The sequence below is a fragment of the Clavibacter vidaverae genome (assembly GCF_047529985.1).
Taxonomy (GTDB): domain Bacteria; phylum Actinomycetota; class Actinomycetes; order Actinomycetales; family Microbacteriaceae; genus Clavibacter; species Clavibacter nebraskensis_A.
Map to the genome: position 1 here is coordinate 72,303 of NZ_JBLJAM010000001.1, position 17,929 is coordinate 90,231.

The 17,929-nt window shown below is 76.1% G+C and carries 17 protein-coding genes; 8 read left to right on the forward strand and 9 right to left on the reverse strand.

All coding sequences use genetic code 11. The features are described from left to right. Positions 1 to 2: 2 nt before the first annotated feature. Positions 3 to 2,867 carry a molybdopterin-dependent oxidoreductase gene (locus tag ACMT9T_RS00360; protein ID WP_414743744.1) on the reverse strand — a complete coding sequence of 955 codons (2,865 nt, stop codon included), beginning with the start codon at positions 2,865 to 2,867 and terminating at the stop codon, positions 3 to 5. Next, entirely contained in the window at positions 2,864 to 3,775 is a 912-nt protein-coding gene (locus ACMT9T_RS00365; protein WP_414743745.1) for an FAD binding domain-containing protein, read from the reverse strand. The genes ACMT9T_RS00360 and ACMT9T_RS00365 overlap by 4 nt, the downstream gene beginning before the upstream one ends. Before the next feature lie 172 nt (positions 3,776 to 3,947). On the opposite strand from ACMT9T_RS00365, the gene ACMT9T_RS00370 reads away from it, so the two are divergent. From ACMT9T_RS00370 to ACMT9T_RS00385, 4 genes are all read left to right on the forward strand, one after another. Further along, positions 3,948 to 4,670, forward strand: coding sequence for a hypothetical protein (locus tag ACMT9T_RS00370; protein WP_414743746.1), 723 nt, complete (start codon positions 3,948 to 3,950; stop codon positions 4,668 to 4,670). 5 nt (positions 4,671 to 4,675) lie between these two features. Next, on the forward strand, positions 4,676 to 5,116 hold the full coding sequence (locus ACMT9T_RS00375; protein ID WP_414743747.1) for a hypothetical protein: 441 nt from the start codon (positions 4,676 to 4,678) through the stop codon (positions 5,114 to 5,116). A 113-nt stretch (positions 5,117 to 5,229) separates the two neighbouring features. Beyond that, on the forward strand, positions 5,230 to 6,906 hold the full coding sequence (locus ACMT9T_RS00380; RefSeq protein ID WP_414743748.1) for a stealth family protein: 1,677 nt from the start codon (positions 5,230 to 5,232) through the stop codon (positions 6,904 to 6,906). Next, the gene (locus tag ACMT9T_RS00385; protein WP_414743749.1) at positions 6,903 to 7,883 is read left to right on the forward strand and encodes a DnaJ domain-containing protein; all 981 of its coding nucleotides are present in this window, start codon (positions 6,903 to 6,905) and stop codon (positions 7,881 to 7,883) included. Before ACMT9T_RS00380 ends, ACMT9T_RS00385 begins: the two co-directional genes overlap by 4 nt. 63 nt (positions 7,884 to 7,946) lie before the next feature. Here the strand turns inward: ACMT9T_RS00385 and ACMT9T_RS00390 are convergent, their stop codons facing one another. Both ACMT9T_RS00390 and ACMT9T_RS00395 read right to left on the reverse strand, forming a co-directional pair. After that, a complete protein-coding gene (locus ACMT9T_RS00390; RefSeq protein ID WP_414743750.1) occupies positions 7,947 to 8,204 on the reverse strand; it encodes a hypothetical protein in 258 nt (85 codons plus the stop codon). Between the two features lie 69 nt (positions 8,205 to 8,273). Next, positions 8,274 to 8,708, reverse strand: a complete 435-nt coding sequence (locus tag ACMT9T_RS00395) for a hypothetical protein (protein WP_116055679.1) — start codon at positions 8,706 to 8,708, stop codon at positions 8,274 to 8,276. 93 nt (positions 8,709 to 8,801) lie between these two features. Here ACMT9T_RS00395 and ACMT9T_RS00400 point away from each other — a divergent pair, with 93 nt between their 5' ends. Next, on the forward strand, positions 8,802 to 9,779 hold the full coding sequence (locus ACMT9T_RS00400) for a 3-methyladenine DNA glycosylase (protein WP_414743751.1): 978 nt from the start codon (positions 8,802 to 8,804) through the stop codon (positions 9,777 to 9,779). Here ACMT9T_RS00400 and ACMT9T_RS00405 read toward each other — a convergent pair. Next, positions 9,776 to 10,210: an RNA-binding S4 domain-containing protein gene (locus tag ACMT9T_RS00405; RefSeq protein WP_414743752.1), complete on the reverse strand. Its 435-nt coding sequence runs from the start codon at positions 10,208 to 10,210 to the stop codon at positions 9,776 to 9,778. The genes ACMT9T_RS00400 and ACMT9T_RS00405 overlap by 4 nt on opposite strands. 43 nt (positions 10,211 to 10,253) lie before the next feature. Between ACMT9T_RS00405 and ACMT9T_RS00410 the strand changes: the two genes are divergently transcribed. Beyond that, the gene (locus ACMT9T_RS00410; RefSeq protein WP_414743753.1) at positions 10,254 to 11,765 is read left to right on the forward strand and encodes a flavin monoamine oxidase family protein; all 1,512 of its coding nucleotides are present in this window, start codon (positions 10,254 to 10,256) and stop codon (positions 11,763 to 11,765) included. Positions 11,766 to 11,781: 16 nt separating this feature from the next. On the opposite strand, the gene ACMT9T_RS00415 is transcribed toward ACMT9T_RS00410, so the two are convergent. Then, the gene (locus ACMT9T_RS00415; RefSeq protein WP_414743754.1) at positions 11,782 to 12,570 is read right to left on the reverse strand and encodes a Pr6Pr family membrane protein; all 789 of its coding nucleotides are present in this window, start codon (positions 12,568 to 12,570) and stop codon (positions 11,782 to 11,784) included. 117 nt (positions 12,571 to 12,687) lie between these two features. Between ACMT9T_RS00415 and ACMT9T_RS00420 the strand changes: the two genes are divergently transcribed. Beyond that, positions 12,688 to 13,695, forward strand: coding sequence for an NADP-dependent oxidoreductase (locus tag ACMT9T_RS00420; protein ID WP_414743755.1), 1,008 nt, complete (start codon positions 12,688 to 12,690; stop codon positions 13,693 to 13,695). 27 nt (positions 13,696 to 13,722) lie between these two features. On the opposite strand, the gene ACMT9T_RS00425 is transcribed toward ACMT9T_RS00420, so the two are convergent. Further along, positions 13,723 to 14,202, reverse strand: a complete 480-nt coding sequence (locus tag ACMT9T_RS00425; protein ID WP_414743756.1) for a hypothetical protein — start codon at positions 14,200 to 14,202, stop codon at positions 13,723 to 13,725. A 40-nt stretch (positions 14,203 to 14,242) separates the two neighbouring features. Between ACMT9T_RS00425 and ACMT9T_RS00430 the strand changes: the two genes are divergently transcribed. After that, complete coding sequence (locus ACMT9T_RS00430) at positions 14,243 to 15,199, forward strand: NUDIX domain-containing protein (protein ID WP_414743757.1); 957 nt, start codon at positions 14,243 to 14,245, stop codon at positions 15,197 to 15,199. Here the strand turns inward: ACMT9T_RS00430 and ACMT9T_RS00435 are convergent. Further along, a complete protein-coding gene (locus ACMT9T_RS00435) occupies positions 15,196 to 16,761 on the reverse strand; it encodes an inositol monophosphatase family protein (protein WP_414743758.1) in 1,566 nt (521 codons plus the stop codon). The two genes, ACMT9T_RS00430 and ACMT9T_RS00435, sit on opposite strands and share 4 nt — an antisense overlap. Further along, complete coding sequence (locus ACMT9T_RS00440) at positions 16,758 to 17,927, reverse strand: ABC transporter ATP-binding protein (protein WP_414743759.1); 1,170 nt, start codon at positions 17,925 to 17,927, stop codon at positions 16,758 to 16,760. Before ACMT9T_RS00440 ends, ACMT9T_RS00435 begins: the two co-directional genes overlap by 4 nt. Positions 17,928 to 17,929 lie beyond the last annotated feature (2 nt).

Genomic DNA, 17,929 nt, shown 5'->3' on the forward strand with positions numbered 1-17,929 from the left:
CGCTACTCCCGCGTGCCCCGCTCGCCGAGCGTCGTCGGGCTGTCGAACCGCGGCTGCGGGCCGCCGCCGTGGAGGAGCCGCCACACGCGGTCGCGCGACATCGGCAGGTCGTGCGGCCGGATCCCGATGGCGTCGCGCACCGCGTTCGCGAGCGCCGGCGCGACCGGGTTGTAGGGCGCCTCGCTCATCGACTTCGCGCCGAGCGGCCCGAGCTCGTCGTGCGTGTCGGCGAACAGCACCTCGGTCACGGGCAGGTCGGCGAGCTGGGGGATGTGGTAGTTGCGCAGCACGTCCGTGAGGATCCGCCCCTCGCCGTCGTGCACGACCTCCTCGTACATGGCCGTGCCGAGCGCCTGCGCCGTGCCGCCCTCCACCTGGCCGCGCAGCTGCGCGGGGTTGATGACGGTGCCCGCGTCGACGGCCTGCACGGAGCGGAGGATGCGGATCTCTCCGGTCGCGGGATCCACCGCCACCCGGAACGCGTGCACGTTGAACGCGAGGGAGCGGAGCGCGCCGTCCTCGTGCGCCTCGGCCGCGAGCCCGTCGGGGCCGACCAGCTCGGCGACGGGCAGGGAGACGTCCCCCGCGACGAGCGCGTCGGGCGTGAGCGCGAAGGCGGCGCCGGGGATCCCCGTGCGCGCCGAGGCGGCCTCGCGCAGCTGGTCGGCGAGCGCCGTCGCGGCCCGGTGCACGGCCTTGCCCGCCACCACCGTGCCCGCGGACCCGAAGGCGCCCGTGTCGTAGCGGGTGACGTCGGTGTCGGACTGGCGGATGCGGATCCGGTCGGGCGTCGTGCCGAGCGCGGTCGCGGCGAGCTGCGCGTGCACGGTCGTCGTGCCGTTGCCGAACTCGGCCGTGCCGACGGACACCGTCACGACGCCGTCCGGGGCGAGCGCGACGGTCACGTCGGCGAAGTGCCCGCGCGGCGGCATGGTCGCGATCATCGCCGCGGCCATGCCCTCGCCCACGAGCCAGCGGTCGCCGGGCGGCACGGGATCGCCGCCGCCGCCGCCGTCGGCGAGCGCCGCCTCGGCGAGGTCGAGGCACTGGTCGAGGCCGTAGCTGCCGCCGAAGCCGAGGTCCGGGCCCTCCGCGTGCGTGATGATCAGCGGGTCGCCCGGCACGACCGCGTTCCGCCGCCGGATCTCGAAGCCCGAGATGCCGAGCCTGCGCGCGAGCTCGTCGAGCGCGGACTCGATGGCGAAGATCACCTGCCCGAGGCCGTAGCCGCGGAACGCGCCCGACGGGAGGTTGTTCGTGTAGACGCTCTGCGCGTCCACCCGCTTGGCGGGCGCGCGGTACAGGGTGATCGACTCGTTGCAGCCGTGGAACATGACGCCCGGCCCGTGGTTGCCGTACGCGCCCGTGTCGCTGAGCACGTCCACCGCGAGCGCCGTGAGCACGCCGTCGGATGTGGCGCCCACGGTGACGCCGACGCGCATCGGGTGCCGCGCGGGCGAGAGCGTGAACTCGTCGGAGCGCGTGAACTCCAGCTGCACCGGGCGGCCGGTCGCGAGCACGGCGAGCGCCACGACGTCCTCGGTGAGGATCTCCTGCTTGCCGCCGAACCCGCCGCCGACCCGCGCCGTGAACACGCGCACGCGCTCGGGCTCCAGCTCGAACAGCCGGCAGATCTCGCGCTGCACGAGGAACGGGACCTGCGAGCTGGTGCGGAGGACGAGGCGGCCCTCCTCCATCCAGCCGACGGTCGCGTGCGTCTCGAGGTGCGTGTGCGCGACGCGCTGGGTGGACCAGGTGCCGGAGACGACCTCGTCGGCCCGGGCGAGGCCGGCCGCCACGTCGCCGTGCTCGCCGTGCATCTCCGCGACGATGTTCCGCTGCGGGTCGGCGAGGCGCGAGACGGCCGGATCCTTGTCGCCGTGCACGAGGGGCGCGCCCGGTCGGCGGGCCTCCTCGGGGTCGTGCACCGCGGGCAGGACCTCGTAGTCGACGCGCACCAGGCGGACGGCGGCCTCGGCGATGCCGACGTCGTCGGCGATCACGGCGGCCACGCGCTGCCCGCGGAACCGCACGACGTCGTCGAAGACGCGGCTGTCGTCGGGGTCGTCGAAGCGGTCCTCGTGCCGGGCGGACGAGTAGAGCGTCGCGGGGGAGTCGTGGTGGGTGAGCACCGCGTGCACGCCGGGCAGCGCGAGCGCCTCCGTCGTGTCGATGGCGCGGATCCGGGCGTGCGGGTGCGGGCTGCGCACCAGGCTCGCGTGCAGGAGCCCGGGGACGGCGACGTCGAGCGTGTAGGGCTCGAGGCCGCTGACGACGCGCTCGCTCGCGGGGGCGTGCAGGGACGTGCCGACGCGGCCGGTCTGGGCGCGCTCGTGGACGCGGGCATCCACTCCAGCAGGGGATCCCGTCGCCCGCACCGGCCCCAGCCCCTCGGGCCGTGCCCCGCCGCAGCCCGCGGTGTGCTCGTGCTCCGCGCCGCCGTGCTCCCCGCGGATGGCCTCGTCGATCGCGCGGTACCCCGTGCACCGGCAGAGGCTGCTCTTCATCAGGCGCGGCAGGTCGTCGAGCTCGTCGTCCTGGAGGGTCGACGCGGTGACCACCATGCCGGGCGTGCAGAACCCGCACTGGAACCCGGCAGCCTCCACGAACCGCTCCTGCACCGGATGCAGGTCGCCCGGCGTCCCGAGGCCCGCCGCGGTCGTCACCTCCCGGCCCTCCGCCCGGAAGGCGGGCAGGATGCACGAGTGCACGGCCTCGCCGTCGAGGAGCACCGCGCACGCCCCGCAGTCGCCCGAGTCGCAGCCCTTCTTCACGCTGAACACCTCGTGCTCGCGGAGCCACGTGCGCAGGCTCTGCCCGGGCGCGGGCTCGCCGGGGATCTCGCGGCCGTCCACCGTCATGCTCATGCGCGCGCTCCCGCCGTCGTCGTGGCCGCGGCGCCGGGCGGGGTGCCGCGCTCGCCGGCTGCGGGCCCGTCGCCCGCACCCGACGCGTCGCCGGCCAGCTCCGCGCGGATCTCCTCGGCGAGCAGCGCGCTCACGGCCCGGCGCCAGTCGGCGGCCCCGTGCGCGTCGGTGAACCAGGATCCGATCGCCCCCACGTCGTCGGCGAGCGCCTCGGCCGCGGGGAGCGCCGCATAGCGCAGCAGCTCGGGCCGGAGCGTCGCGCCGGTGACCATGAGCGCGAAGGCGCCGTCCTCGTCGAGCCGCCCGATCACCACGGATCCGGACCGGCCGATCGGCGACAGCGCGATCTTCCGGAACGCCGTCCGCGCGCGCAGCGACGACGTCGGCACGTGGATCGAGCGCAGCACGTCGCCCGGCCGCAGCACCGTGGTGCGGTCCCCGGTCACGAGCTCGGCCACGGGCATCCGCTCGTCGTGGGCGCCGGCGTCGGGCGTCGCCGCCCGCCAGACGAGCGCCTCGGCGTCGAGGGCGGACGCGAGCGACGTCATCGGCCCCGCGGGCAGCGCCGAGCAGACGTTGCCGCCGACGGTCGCGACCCGCCAGATCTTGGTGGACCCGAACAGCGCCGTGCAGGCCTGGAGGAAGAGCGGGTGCGCGTGCCAGCCGTCGCGCGCCCGGATCCCCGCGACCTCCGCGATGGTGCACGTCGCCGCGATCTCGAGCCCGTCGTCCGTCACGACCAGCGGCTCCCAGCCGAGCGCGTGCAGGTCGACGAGGCCGGTGAGGTGCGGGTGTGGCTCGGCGAAGATGCCGGATCCCCCCGCGAGCGCCGCCACCGCGGGCCCGAGGGCGGCGAGGTCGTCGCGCGTGCGGGCGGGCAGGACGGAGCGGACGGTCGGCTGGTCCATGGGTCTCCTCCCGGGCGTCCCGGTCGACGGCCGCGGATCCCTCGGGGGCGCGGTCGTGCGTGGGCGTGTGACAGCGATCCTCGCATCCGTCGCTGCCCGCCCCCGCCGCCGCGCCCCCGACTTGCCGCCGCCGGGGCCGGCTGCCACGCTCGGACGGAGACCCGGGGAGACCATGGACATCCGCACCGCCGCCCGCACCAGCCGTCCCCGCCGCCGAATGCGCGCCGCCGCCGCGCTCGCCGCCACCGGATCCGTGCTCACCGCGTCCCTGCTCCTCGCCGGGTGCTCCTCCGGCCCCGACGGCCCGCCCGTTCCGCCGTTCGACGCCGTCGCCCTGCCGCCCGAGGCGCCGACCGCGGTCCCGGACCAGCGCGTCGCCGCGGGCGAGGTCGTCGCCCTCGCGAGCGCGGACGCGGATGGCGTCGACGGGCCGGTGGTCGCCACCTCCGTGCTGGGCGTCGCCGAGGGGCAGCCGGACTACTGGTCCGGCTTCGAGGACGGCGCGCGCTTCGCCGACCGGATCCCGTTCTTCGCGTTCGTCCAGACGCGCTGGCTCGAGGGCGAGCGCGGCCCCGCCAACGGTCCGGTCCTCCGCCCCTTCCTCGTCGACGGCACCGAGGTCGACATCATCCAGCGGCAGGTCGGCGGCGTGAGCGCCTCCGCGGAGTGCCCGTACGCGATGCCCGTCCTCCGCCCGGACGACGGCTACGCCGCCGAGGAGCACCTGGAGTGCGTCGTCTACGCCGTGCCCGAAGGCCAAGAGCTCGCCGAGCTGCGCTGGCACGACGTCCCGCGCACCGTCCTCGAGACGCCGGAACCCGCCACCCACCCGTTCCTCGCGGCCCCCGTCGTCTGGGAGGTCGACGCCCTCCCGGCCGCCGACGTCGAGGGCTGACGGGCATGCCGGCACCGCGCCGCGCCCGCCGCGAGCTCCGCGCCGCGGCCGTCCTGCTCCTCGCCCAGGGCGTGCTCATGGAGGGCCTGGTGGCCGTGGGGCTCGTCGTCCTGCTCGTGCTCGGGATCCCGCAGGAGACCATCACGGACCACGCCCGGGTCTTCGCGCTCCCGTACCTGCAGGACCAGCTCTACCCGATGATGGCGATGAGCGGGATCTTCGCGGCCCTGCGCATCACCGCGGGCATCGCCCTCTGGCGCGACCGGCTCTGGGGGCTCGCGCTCGCCGCGGTCATGTGCGGCGTCACCCTCGTGCTCATGGTGTTCCTGCTGCCCGCGGGGATCCTCGACGGCGTGCTCTCCGGCACGGCGCTCGTCCTCCTGCTGCACGCGCGGCTCGGGCGCGACGCCGACGGCGCGCCCCGCCCCGCCCTCGGAGCGCGCTGACCGGCGACCGCCCCCGACCGGGGGCGCGCCCCCGCGCTCGATACAATGATCCGTCGCCTCCCACCGGGTCGGGCGCACTCACCAGCACACGAGAAGCACCAAGGGGATGATCCATGGCGGGCAGCGCACGGCAGTTCAACGTAGCGCTCGAGCCGACGGTCGATCCGGCCACCAGCGAGGAGGAGTACTCCCGCCAGGACGACGCGGTCGCTCCCGCGCCCGCCACGTGGCCCACCACGCACCACCGTCCCGACGTCGTCATCCGCAAGGGCCTCGCCACGCTGGTCAACCGCACGCTCACGCCGCACCAGGCGCTCGTGACCGACCTGCTCTTCATCCGGGACGCGCTGCTCGCGACCGGCATCGACTTCTGGCTGATCCGCGGCAACGACGAGCGCCCCGTCATCGCCATCGACGTGCAGAACCGCGACACCGTGGTCCGCGCCCTCGTCGCCGCCTGCGCGGACGAGCCGCTCTACGCGAAGACCGTCGACGGCCGCCGCCGTCCGCCGCTGCTCGTCGCCGACGGCCGCCTCACCGACAACCCCGACGCGGGGATCTTCCGCCTCTACCGCCCGCGCATCGAGCCGGTCGGCCTCCTGGCGTACGGCGCGTCCACCGCGGTCGAGCTGCAGTTCTTCCGCTTCGAGGGCGAGACCATCGTGTGGCCGGTCGAGAACTCGCTCACGCGCGAGATCCTCCCCGCCGCCGAGGTCGTGCCCACCACGGTCGAGATGTACGGCCACGAGTGGAAGACGCTGCGCGGCATGTTCGACGCGCAGGCGTCCGACATCACGTTCGACATCGACATGGTCTTCTCCTGGGTCGACGGCAACGACCCCGAGTTCCAGAAGCGCCGCGCCGAGCGCATGAAGGACGTCGTGGTCGGCGAGGGCGACGACTCCGAGGCGCGCTTCCGCCAGATCGACGAGCTCAAGTACGCGCTGCGCTCCGTGTACCTCTTCGCGCCGTGGGTGCGCCGGATCTTCATCGTCACCGACTCCCCGCGGCCGGCGTGGCTCGCCGACCACCCGGGCGTCACGTTCGTGCGCAGCGAGGAGTTCTTCACGGATCCCGCCGCCCTGCCCACGCACAACTCGCAGGCCGTCGAGTCGCAGCTGCAGCACATCCCGGGCCTCAGCGAGCACTTCCTCTACTCGAACGACGACATGTTCTTCGGCCGCCCCGTGCAGCCCGGCATGTTCTTCTCGCCCGGCGGGATCACCAAGTTCATCGAGGCGTCCACCCGCATCGGCCTGGGCGACAACGACTCCGACCGCAGCGGCTTCGAGAACTCGGCGCGCGTCAACCGGCGCCTGCTCATGGACCGCTTCGGCCGCCTCATCACGCGCCACCTCGAGCACGCGGCCACGCCGCTGCGGAAGAGCGTGCTGCTGGAGCTCGAGCGGGAGTTCGCGGAGGACTTCCACCGCACGCAGCTCAGCCGCTTCCGCTCCAGCACCGACATCTCGGTCACCAACTCGCTGTACCACTACTACGCCCAGATGACGGCGCGCGCGGTGCAGCAGGAGAGCGCCAAGGTCACCTACGTCGACACCACGTCGCGCGCGGGCCTGGATCTCCTGCCCGGCCTCCTCAAGCGCCGCTCGCAGGACTTCTTCTGCCTCAACGACGGCTCGTTCCCCGAGGTGCCGGCCGACGAGCGCCAGGAGCGCGTGCAGGACTTCCTCGAGCGCTACTACGGCATCCCGGCGCCGTGGGAGGCGGAGGTCGCGGACGCGGCGGCCGCCGCCGCGTCGCCCGCCGCCCCCGCCGACCCGGCGGAGTGAGCCGCGCGGGCAGCCCCGCCGACCGCACCCCGTACGAGGTGCTGGGCGTGGATCCCGCGGCCGACACCGCGGCCCTCCGCGCCGCGTACCGCCGGCTGGTCCGCGCCACGCACCCGGACACGGGCGGGGAGGCGCACCTCTTCCATGCGGTGCAGCGCGCGTGGGAGCTCGTGGGGGATCCCGACGACCGCGCCGCGTACGACCGCGGGCAGGGCCGCTCGACCGCATCCGACGACGACCCGCTCGGCCCGGACGACGCCGGGTACGCGCCCGCCCCCGGATCCGGCACCCGCCTCGGCGCGACCGTGCACGGCACCGCCGGCGCGCTCGCCCGCGCCCACTACCTCGACCGCGTGGCCGCGTGGCAGGGCGTCGCGCCGGGTGCCGACCTCGGCGTGGATCCCTGGTCGCCCGAGCTGGTGCGCCGCGCCCCGCGCGACGTCCGCTGGCTGCTCGCGAAGGCCTTGGCCGAGGAGGCGACCGCGCGCGCCGCGGCCTCGCTCGGCATGGGCGCGACGATCTTCCACGACGTGCGGCCGCTCGCCGGCGACGGCAAGGTCGACCACGTCGTGCTCGCGCCCGCGGGCCTCTTCGCGCTGAGCTCCGAGGACTGGGGCACGGCCGTGCAGCTCGTGCGCGGCGAGCTGCAGCCGGTGGCGCCGGATCCCGACGGCGCCTTCGCGCCGGGCGACGCGCCCGTCACGTGGCTGGTCGGCGCCGCCCGGTCGCTCGCGGCCTCGGCGGGCGTGCGCTTCGCGGCCGCAGTCATCGTGGTCCCGGACGACGCGCTCGCCCAGCCGGTCGAGCGCGTGGAGCGCGGCCGCAACCGCGGCGCGCTCGTCGTCCGCCGCTCCGTCCTGCCGCTCGTGCTGCGCGACGGCGTCTCGGAGGAGGGCCGGCTCAGCGTGGCGGATCCCTACGCCGTCCGGGCGCTGCTCCGCGAGCGGCTGACGCTGCTGGGACCCACCGCGGGCTGACGCCCCCGCACGCACGAGGGCCCGCCGCGACGGATCGCGGCGGGCCCTCGTGCGTTTGGGGGATCAGACGGGCAGGTCCGTGGGCGCGTCGCCCGCGCCCGCCCCGGTGTCGGCCGCGTCCTCGTCGGAGCCGAGCGAGTCGCCGCCGCTGGAGAGGCCGCCGTCGCCGGGCGCCTCGTCGTCGTCGACGTGCTGGATGCTCTCGCCGTCGGGGACCGTGCCGCCGACGGCCGCGTCGGAGTCGCCCTCGCCGGGCATGTCCTGCGTGACGCCGGGGGCGCCCTGGACGGTGGACAGGGGATCGATGTCGGAGTCGCTCATGCATCGACCGTACGCCGGAGCCCCGCGCGCGTCAGGCGGGCGGGGCTCCGGGGATCGTGCGGAGGCGGGTCAGTCGATGCGCTTGAGGCTGTCGAGCCGGCCGAGCAGGTCGCGGTCCTGCGCGTCGAGGTCGCCCTCGGCCGCGACGACGCGGATGGCGGCCTCGAAGTCGAGGTCCTGGTCGTCGGCGACGCCCGCGACGTCGGCCACGACCCAGAGGAAGCTGACGAGCTCGGGGAGGATCTCGCTGAGCACGGCGTCCGGGAAGATCGCCGCGGCCTGGCGGAACATGCGGTCGGTGGCCGGGCCGCCGAACGCGTGGTCGAGGTCGGCGACGATGCCGTCGTCCTCGTCGAGGTCGGTCGAGATCCAGTTGGCCACGTGCTCGCCGTCGAGGTGGATCGCGGAGATGAAGAGGGGCTCGCCTCCCGACTCGCTCTCGACGATCTCGGTGATCGTGTAGCCGGCGACGCCGGGAGGCGTGAGAAGGGAGTCGTCATCCATGCGCCAATGCTATCCGGGCGGAGGCGCCCGCCGGGGCGCGATCCGCATGCCCGCGACGCGGGAGGCGGCCGATCGCGCGGGTAGCCTCGACGGATGACCCCCGCTGCCGACCTCGCGCCCGCCCCCGCGGCGGACGGGTCGGCGCACGCGGCGGCGGACCCGGCCGCGCGTCCCCTGTCCGTCGTCCGGGATCCGGCCGACTGGCGCGACCGGGCCGCCCGCCACGCCGAGCGCGCCGACGCCTTCTCCGCGGGCTTCCGCGAGCGCCGCCTCACCGGCCGCACCCACGAGGTCGACGACTTCCTCTTCACCTACTACCCGCACAAGCCGTCGCTCCTCCGCCGCTGGCACCCGGGCGCGGGCGTCGTGCTCGCGGGCGCTGCGGGCGAGGAGCGCGCGGCCTGGCGCTGGTACGTCCCGGCCGGCGATCCGGCCGACGACGGCATCCGGGTGGACGCGTCCGCGTACCTCGAGGCGCGCGGATCCACGGCCTCCTTCGTCGAGCGGATCCTCGCCCGCACCGCCGCGCGCCCCGGTCGCTTCTCGTGCTTCGGCCTGCACGAGTGGGCGATGGTCTACCGGGTCGGCCCGGGCGAGCAGCGGCACGAGCGGCTGCCGCTGCGCCTCGGATCCGCCGCCACCGACGAGGTCGTGGAGACGCACAAGCTCGCGTGCACCCACATCGACGCCTTCCGCTTCTTCACGCCGGAGGCCGTGCCGCGGAACGCGCTCGCGCCCACCCGCGAGACGCAGCCCGACCTCGAGCAGCCCGGGTGCCTGCACGCGGGCATGGACGTCTACAAGTGGGCCACCAAGCTCGGCCCGCTCGTCGCCGGCGAGGTGCTGCTCGACGCGTTCGAGCTGGCGCGCGACATCCGCTCGCTCGACATGCGCGCGAGCCCGTACGACGTCTCGGGGCTCGGCCTCGAGGCCGTGCGCATCGAGGAGCCTGCGGGCAAGGCAAGGTACGCGGCCGAGCAGCGCGGGTTCGCGGAGCGGTCGAACGCGCTCCGGGCCCGGATCCTCGCCGAGCTGGCGCACGCCCGCCGCGCGGCCGCCGCCGGGCTCTAGCGCCCGCGGATCCCCTCGGGGTCGCGCAGCCGCTCGATCTCGCGCCGGTCGCGCTTGGTCGGACGCCCCGCACCGCGGTCGCGCACGACCGTCGCGGGCGCGGCGTCGCGCGGTGGCGGCGGGGGAGTGAGGTCCGTCATCGCCTCCGCGGCGACCGCGGGGCCCACGCGCTTCACGAGCGTGCGGCGCACCACGAGGATCCGCTCGGCGCCCGCGACGCGCACGCGCACCTCGTCGCCCGGCCGCACCGACTGCGACGCCTTGACCCGCTCGTCGGCGACCCGCACGTGGCCGGCCCGGCACGCGGCCGTCGCCTGCGACCGGGTCTTGTAGACGCGCACCGCCCACAGCCAGCTGTCGACCCGGACCGCGGGCTGCGGAGCGGCGGCCGCGGGCAGCGCGTCGGCGGGCGGCGCGGCGTCGAGGGGCATGCTCCGACCCTAGGCGACGGCTCCCCGCTACGCTGGCCCGAGCATGTCGATCTCCCGCCGCACCCTCCTCACCGCGTCGGTGTCGGGACTCTCGCTCCTCGGCCTCGCGGCGTGCACGCGGACGACGCCCACCCCCGCGACCCCGACGGCCACGCCCTCCGCGACGCCGACCCCCACGCCCGCAGCGGGCATCGCGGGCCTCCCGCAGCCGGTCGCGTTCGCGCGCTCCGACTGGTCCGGGGATGTGTTCGCCCGCGGATCCGGCAGCTTCCTCCGCCCGGGTGCCTCGAGCGCCGACCGCGAGGCCCTCGCCCGTCCCCTCTCGGACCGCGTGTTCTTCGCGGGCGAGGCCACGAGCGCCGACCGCCCCGGCACGGTCGCGGGCGCCTACGCCTCGGGCCTCCGCGCGGCGGGCGAGGTGGACCGCGCGGGCGCGGGCACCGAGCGCGTCGCGGTCGTCGGCGCCGGCATCGCGGGCACCGCCGCCGCGCGCGCCCTCCGCGACGCGGGACACGACGTCGTGCTCGTCGAGGCGCGGTCCGACCTCGGCGGCCGGATCCGCGCGGCCGGCGGCGCCGGCTGGCCGCACCCCGCGGAGCTCGGCGCGCTGTGGCTCGCCGCCGACCACGACGACGTCCTCCGCGACGTCCTCCGCGCGGCCGGCATCTCCCGCTACGGGCTGGCGCTCGTCGCCGAGCACCGCGGCCCCGACGGGCGGGTGCTGGATCCGTCGAGCGCGGGATCCGACGCCCTCGCGGCCGCGCGCGCCCACGCCCTCGCGCAGCCCGGCGCGGTCAGCCTCGCCACGGGCCTCCGCGCGACGGGCGCCGACGCCCTCAGCCGGGACGGCGGAGCCGCCTCTCCCGCCACCGCCCTCGCCGCGCTGCTCGCCACCGACGTCGCGATCGCCCACGGCGCCGCGCCCGACGAGCTGTCCGCCGCGCACGGCCTCGACGAGCCGGCGCCCGTCGGCAACGTCGCCGTCACGGGCGGGTTCGCGGGCCTCGTGCAGCACCTGCTGCGCGACCAGGACATCGACGTGCTGCGGGAGGCCACCGTGTCGCGCATCGCGTACGGCAACGGGCGGGTGGGCCTGCGGCTCGGATCCGGCGAGTCGCTCTCGGCCGACCGCGTGGTCGTCACCGTGCCGCTCGGCGTGCTGCAGGAGGGCGCGATCGCGTTCGACCCGGCGCTCCCGACCTCGCACGAGGCCGCCATCCGCGCGCTCGGCCCCGGCCGCGCCGACCGGGTCTGGCTGCGCTTCGACGAGCCGTTCTGGTCGACCACGGCCACCGTCTGGACGTCCTACGACGCGGGCGGCAGCTTCACGCGCTGGTACAACCTCATGCCGATCTCGGGCGAGCCCGTGCTCATGGCCGAGGTCGGCGCGGTCGCGGCGGAGCGGGTCGCGGCCATGGACGACCAGGCCCTGCGCGCGGCGGCGCTGCGCACGCTCGTGCCGTTCGCGGATCCGGAGCTGCTCGCCACGACGACGGGAACGCCGACCGGCACGCCGTCCTCGGATCCGGCCCCGAGCCCGGAGCCCACGCCCTAGCCCGCCGATCCCGGCTTCAGCGGCGCGCGGTCTCCCTGTCGCCCGCGCGCCCGCGGGTCGTGGCCCGGCCCGGGGCCTGGGCGGGCGCGGGGTGCGCGGATCCGGCGTCGGCCCCCGACGGCGTGGCGTCCCGGTCCGCGGTCCCGTCGCCGTGCCCGTCGCGCGACACGGGGTCCCGCCGCGCCGGGCCCGCCGGTCGGATCCGGCTGAGCGCCACCACGACGGCCGTGACGCCCGCCAGCACGCCCGCGACCAGCGACATCCACGCGGCGATCTCGAACGGCACGCCCACCTGCGCGGGGTCGAGGAAGAAGTAGGGGTACCAGCCCACGCGCGGCCCCCGGACCTCCGTGAACGCGCACCACAGGACGGGGAACAGCATCGCCCAGCCCACGGCCCTCCACGTCACGCGCGGGCGGCCCGGGGCGAGGGTCCAGTCGAGGAGCGCGTAGGCGGGGATCACGAAGTGCAGCAGCCGGCTCGACCACGGCACCTCGACGTAGTACGCCTGCGAGCTCGACTCGAGCACGATGAGCCCGAAGACCACGCCGGAGACCACGACGTAGCTGATCACGACGGCGCGGACGGCCGCCATGAGCGGCGGCTCGATCCCGCCGCGGAGCGCGTGCAGGCCCGACGCGGCCAGCACGACGACGCCGGCCATGCCGCTCTGGGTGGTGAAGTAGCTGAACCAGTTCTCGGCGGCGAAGGTCGTGAAGCCCTGCACGTAGTCGAAGTCCGCGACGAGCGCGACCACGGCCACGAGGGCGGCGACCAGGCGCACGGCACCGAGGATCCTCTGCACTTGACTCCGATCGCGGCCGACTCCCGGCATCCCCGTCGCGTCCAGTGTACGAACGGAGGTCTCACGATCACCTCCGTGCCCTCGCGCGTCGCGGGCGGGAGCGGCAGGATGACGCGCATGAGCCCTTCATCGCGATCCACCAGCCAGCAGGTGCAGTTCGGATCCTTCGGCGGCGTCGACGTCCTCGAGGTCGTCGACGTCCCCCGGCCGTCGCCCGGCCCCGGCGAGGTGCTCGTCGAGGTCTTCGCGGCGGGCATCAACCACATCGAGGCGTACATCCGGCAGGGCCGCTTCCCCGACGAGGTGCCGACGTCCTTCCCGAACGGCCAGGGCAGCGACTTCGCCGGCTGCATCGCCGCGGTCGGCGAGGGCGTGACCCGCTTCCGGAAGGGCCAGGACGTCCTCGGCCACACGGTGATGGCCGCGCACGCGACGCACGTGGTCGTGCCCGCGGGCAACGTCGTCCTGAAGCCCGCCGCGCTCCCGTGGGAGGTCGCCGGCGGCCTGTTCCTCGCGGGCCTCGTCGCGCACGACGTGCTGCACGCGGTCACGGTCGGCGAGGGCGACACGCTCGTCGTCACGGCGGCGGCCGGCGGAGTCGGCAGCATCGAGGCGCAGCTCGCCATGCGGCGCGGCGCCCGGGTCATCGGCACGTGCGGCGAGCGGAACTTCGACTACCTGCGCCAGATCGGCGTCACCCCGGTCGTCTACGGCGACGGCCTGGCCGACCGGATCCGCGCGGTCGCGCCGAACGGCGTGCAGGGCTTCGTCGACAACTTCGGCGGCGGCGAGCACGTGGCCGAGGAGCTCGGCGTCGCGGGCAAGCGCTTCAGCTCGAGCGACGACCGCCGGGAGCTCGAGCTCGAGGCCGTCCTGCCGCCCGTCGAGGAGGACGACGTGCACCGCTCCCGCACGCTCGCGACCGTCGCCGAGCTCGCGGCCAAGCGCGAGGTCGACGTGCTCGTCTCCGGCTTCTACCCGCTGGCCGAGGTGCAGGACGCCTTCGACGACCTGGAGCGGCGGCACGCGCGCGGCAAGATCGTGCTCGGCATGCGGCCCGTGCACTACCCGGGCGACCGGCGCAGCACCGCGAAGGCGCGCGACGTGGCGGACGGCCGCGCCTGATCCCGGTCGGGGGCGGGTCCCGCCGGGTCAGCGCGCGACGACCTCGGCGGGCTCCGGCTCGGCCGGGGTCTCGATGTGCGCCTCGCGCCAGCGCAGCAGGTCGCGCACGGCGGGCGACTCGTCGCACTCGAGCATCGCGACGGCGGCGCGCGGCGTCGCGTCGTTGACGGCGAGCCAGGAGCGCACGCGCTCCGAGGTGTCGCCCACGAGCATCGTGAGCACGGACGCCGGCGCCTGCGGGTTGCGCGCGAGGCAGGCGCGCACGCCCTCGTCGGCGTCCCGGGCGAGCGCCTGCTGGACGTCGAGCGGCGCGTGCAGGCTGCTGGCCACGCTCTCGCGCACCTTCGGGTCGCGGTGCTCGGAGAGCAGGCGCAGGCGGCGGATCTTGCTGGGCGTGACCTCGGGCGCGGGATGCAGCGCGGCGGCCTGCTCCGCGGTGAGGACGGCGGGCGCGGTCCGGTGCAGGGCCTCGAGCTGCGCGGCGGTGGTGAACCTGATGCACGACATGCCCCGACGCTATCGAAGGCGCGCGTGAGATGGTGGATCCATGACCGCCGATCGCCCGCCCGAGCCCCCGCGCGGGGCGCATCGCGACAGCGGCGACGCGTGGGTCGAGGGCCCCGACGGCCAGCGGTTCTGGGGCGCGTTCGGTGCCGCCGGCCTCCTCGTGCACGACTCGGACCGCGGCGTCCTGCTGCAGCACCGCGTCGCCTGGAGCCACCACGGCGGCACGTGGGGCCTGCCCGGCGGCGCCCGGCACGCGGGCGAGTCCGCGGTCGACGGCGCCGCGCGCGAGGCCGCCGAGGAGGCGGGGGTGCCGCCCGCGGAGATCCGTCCCGTGCTCGCCACCGTGCTCGACCTCGGCTTCTGGAGCTACGCCACCGTCACGGCGCGCGTCCTCCGCCCGTTCGAGCCGCGCGTCGCCGACGCCGAGAGCATCGAGCTGCGCTGGGTGCCCGTCGACGAGGTGTCGGCGCTGCCGCTGCACCCGGGCTTCGGCCGGTCCTGGGCCATGCTGCGCGCCGAGCTCGACCGCGAGGTCACGCTCGTGGTCGACGTCGCGAACCTGCTCGGCTCCCGGCCGGACGGCTGGTGGCGCGACCGCGCCGGATCCACGTCCCGCCTCCTCGCCGAGCTCGACCTGCTGGCGCGCGACGGGCTCCCCGCCGCCGACCTCGACCTGCCGGGCGACGTCCGCTGGCCGGACGTCGTGGCCGTCGTGGAGGGGCAGGCGCGCGAGGCGTCGCTACCCGCGGCGCCCGTCGGGGATCCCCCGCAGCCGACGCTCCGCGCGCCCGGCGTCGCGGTCGTCGCGGCGCCCGCGGACGGCGACGGCGAGATCGTGCGCGTGGTGGGCGCCGCCCGGGACGCCGGCCGCGAGGTCGTCGTGGTGACGGCCGACCGCGGGCTCGCGGCCCGGGTGAAGGAGCGGGGCGCGCGCGTCATGGGCCCCGGCCGGGTCCGCGCGCTGCTCGACGCGCGCGCGGACCGCGACGCGGGCTAGGCCGCCGGCAGCGCCGCGGAAGCGGCCTGCACGATCCCCGCGCGCCAGAGCGCGTGCAGGGCCAGGGCGGTCGGCCGGTCGCGCGCGGCCAGCACGCCGCCCGTCGCCGGGAACAGCGTGTCGTCGCCGTCCGCGTCGAGCACCACGCCGCCCGCCTCGCGCACGATCAGCGTCGCCGCGAGGTGGTCGACGGGCCCGAACGACCCGATCACCGCGCCCGCGCCGTGGCCGAGCGCGATGCCGGCCACCGTGAGCGTGCCGGATCCCATCACCCGCAGCGTGCAGTACCGGTCGGCGAGCGCGTCAAGCAGCGGCAGCAGGCCCGGCCAGGGCGCGTGCCCGGCGAGCTCGGTGCTCACCATCCGGCCGCGGAGGGGATCCGCGTCGGCCGCATGGACGCCGCCGGGTGAGGCTGCCAGGTCGAGGCGCGCGCCCGCGGACCAGGCCCCCTCGCCGGCCGCGGCCTCGACGAACGTGCCGCGCCAGGGATCCGCCACGACGCCCACCACGGGCTCGCCGTCGACGACGAGGGCCAGCGAGAAGCTCGTCCACGGCACGCCGTTCGCGAGGTTGGCGGTGCCGTCGACCGGGTCGAGGTACCAGCAGGGGCGACCGGGCACGGCCTCGCCGCCGTACTCCTCGCCGACGAGCACGTGGTGCGGGAACTGGGCTGCGACCACCGCGCGCACGTCGCGCTCCACGGCCCGGTCGATCTCCGTGACGTGGTCGGCGGGGTTCGCCTTCGTCGTCACGGCGCCGACCGCGTGCGAGCGCACGTGGTGCACGGCGCGCTCGGCGAGGTCGCGCGCGGCGGCGCGCGCACGGGTGCGCTCGGCCTCGGGCGCCGTCGCCCGGGCGTCGGCGGCGGCCGGATCCTGGGCACGGCGCGCGAGCACGTCGAGGAGCGCGGGCAGCGCGTTCGTCGTGATCGCGTCCACGCCGATCGACGCGAGCCACTCCATCTGCGCGGGCTCGTCCACGGTCCAGGCGGCGACCCGCGCGCCCAGCCCGTGCACGGCGTCCACGAGGGCGCGGCCGACGAGGAGGTGCGGCATGTTGACGACCGCCGGCCGGAGCTCGGCCAGGTCGTCCGCGGTCGGCGGGCGGACGTCCGCCCACGGCAGCCAGATCACGGCGGACGGGTCGAGCTCGCGGATCAGGCGCATGCCGTCGAGGTGCCCGCACCAGGCGACGCGCGGCGTGCGCGGCGCGGACGCGACGACCGCGTGGGCGGCGGCGGCCGGATCCCCGGACGCCATGTCGATCACGAGCTCGACGTCCGTGCCCGCGAGGAGCTCGAGGGCGTCGGCGAGCAGCGGGATCCGGAGGTCGCCGCCGCCGAGCGCCCGCACGTCGGCGAGGTCCACGTCGGCGATGCGCGCGTCGACGCCCCAGAGGCGCTCGAGCGTGTCGTCGTGGAGGAGGACGACGGCGCCGTCGCGCGTCACGTGCACGTCCACCTCCACCGTCCGGGCGCCGGCCTCGGCCGCCGAGCGGAGGGCGGCGAGCGTGTTCTCGCGGTGCCGGGACGAGTCGCCGCGATGGGCGGTCGCCGCGGTCATCGGACGGCGTCCGCGGTCGCGGTCGCGGTCGCGACGGCCCGGTCGTCGACCAGGATCCCGTCGCGGTAGTGGCGCACGTCGCGGAGCGCCACGGTGCCGGACTCGCCGACGGCGGGCGCGGATCCGGTGACGACCGCCCGCACCTCCACCCCGCCCGCGTCGAGCACGAGCTCCTGGAAGTGGCCGTGCGGGAGGACCCGGCGGACCACGACGGACACGGCGTCGGGATCCGGACGGGTGCCGGTCGGCGCGTAGGCGACGTCCTCGGGGCGGACGGCCCAGACGTCCCGGTCGGCGGACGTCGGGACGAACGCCGCGGGCGCGGCGGCGGCGAGCGCGTCGGGTCCGGCGCCGGGCAGGCGCGGCGCCGGCAGCAGGTTCATGCTGCCGATGAACGACGCGACCACGAGGGTCCGGGGCCGCGCGTACAGCTCCGTCGGCGCCGAGAGCTGCTCGATGCGGCCCTGGTGCATCACGGCGACGCGGTCGGAGATCGCGAGCGCCTCGTCCTGGTCGTGCGTGACCATGACGGTCGTGATCCCGAGGCGCTGCTGGATGTCGCGGATCTCCTCGCGCACCTTCACGCGCAGCTTCGCGTCGAGGTTCGACAGCGGCTCGTCGAGGAGCAGGAGGTCGGGCTCCTGCACGATCGCGCGGGCGAGCGCCGCGCGCTGCTGCTCGCCGCCGGAGATGTGCGCGGGACGCGAGTGCGCGTGGTGCGCGAGGTTCACGGTCTCGAGCGCGGCCATCACGCGGCGGGCGACCTCGTCCTTGGGCAGCTTCCGGAGGGTGAGCGGGAAGGCCACGTTCTTGAACACCGTGAGGTGCGGCCAGAGCGCGTAGTTCTGGAACACCATCGCGCTCGGCCGCTTGTCGGGACCGGCCGCGGTGACGTCGCGGCCGCCGATGACGACGGATCCGCGGTCGGGCTCGAGGAAGCCCGCGATCATGCGCAGCGTCGTGGTCTTGCCGCAGCCGGACGGGCCGAGCAGCGCGACGAGCTCGCCGCGCGCGACGTCGAGGTGGAGGTCGTCGACGATCGTGCGGCCGCCGAGGTCCTTGGAGAGCCCGGCGACGACGAGCCCGGACGCCGGCACGGTCGCCGTGCCGTCGTCGTGCGCGCGCGGCGGCGCGACGGGGGTGGGGGAGGGAGCGGATGCGGTCATGG

Bases quoted from the DNA above. Each gene is read 5' to 3' on its own strand.
- ACMT9T_RS00360 (WP_414743744.1), bottom strand. From the start codon at position 2,867: ATGAGCATGACGGTGGACGGCCGCGAGATCCCCGGCGAGCCCGCGCCC.
- ACMT9T_RS00365 (WP_414743745.1), bottom strand. From the start codon at position 3,775: ATGGACCAGCCGACCGTCCGCTCCGTCCTGCCCGCCCGCACGCGCGAC.
- ACMT9T_RS00370 (WP_414743746.1), top strand. From the start codon at position 3,948: ATGGACATCCGCACCGCCGCCCGCACCAGCCGTCCCCGCCGCCGAATG.
- ACMT9T_RS00375 (WP_414743747.1), top strand. From the start codon at position 4,676: ATGCCGGCACCGCGCCGCGCCCGCCGCGAGCTCCGCGCCGCGGCCGTC.
- ACMT9T_RS00380 (WP_414743748.1), top strand. From the start codon at position 5,230: ATGGCGGGCAGCGCACGGCAGTTCAACGTAGCGCTCGAGCCGACGGTC.
- ACMT9T_RS00390 (WP_414743750.1), bottom strand. From the start codon at position 8,204: ATGAGCGACTCCGACATCGATCCCCTGTCCACCGTCCAGGGCGCCCCC.
- ACMT9T_RS00395 (WP_116055679.1), bottom strand. From the start codon at position 8,708: ATGGATGACGACTCCCTTCTCACGCCTCCCGGCGTCGCCGGCTACACG.
- ACMT9T_RS00400 (WP_414743751.1), top strand. From the start codon at position 8,802: ATGACCCCCGCTGCCGACCTCGCGCCCGCCCCCGCGGCGGACGGGTCG.
- ACMT9T_RS00405 (WP_414743752.1), bottom strand. From the start codon at position 10,210: ATGCCCCTCGACGCCGCGCCGCCCGCCGACGCGCTGCCCGCGGCCGCC.
- ACMT9T_RS00410 (WP_414743753.1), top strand. From the start codon at position 10,254: ATGTCGATCTCCCGCCGCACCCTCCTCACCGCGTCGGTGTCGGGACTC.
- ACMT9T_RS00420 (WP_414743755.1), top strand. From the start codon at position 12,688: ATGAGCCCTTCATCGCGATCCACCAGCCAGCAGGTGCAGTTCGGATCC.
- ACMT9T_RS00425 (WP_414743756.1), bottom strand. From the start codon at position 14,202: ATGTCGTGCATCAGGTTCACCACCGCCGCGCAGCTCGAGGCCCTGCAC.
- ACMT9T_RS00430 (WP_414743757.1), top strand. From the start codon at position 14,243: ATGACCGCCGATCGCCCGCCCGAGCCCCCGCGCGGGGCGCATCGCGAC.
- ACMT9T_RS00435 (WP_414743758.1), bottom strand. From the start codon at position 16,761: ATGACCGCGGCGACCGCCCATCGCGGCGACTCGTCCCGGCACCGCGAG.
- ACMT9T_RS00440 (WP_414743759.1), bottom strand. From the start codon at position 17,927: ATGACCGCATCCGCTCCCTCCCCCACCCCCGTCGCGCCGCCGCGCGCG.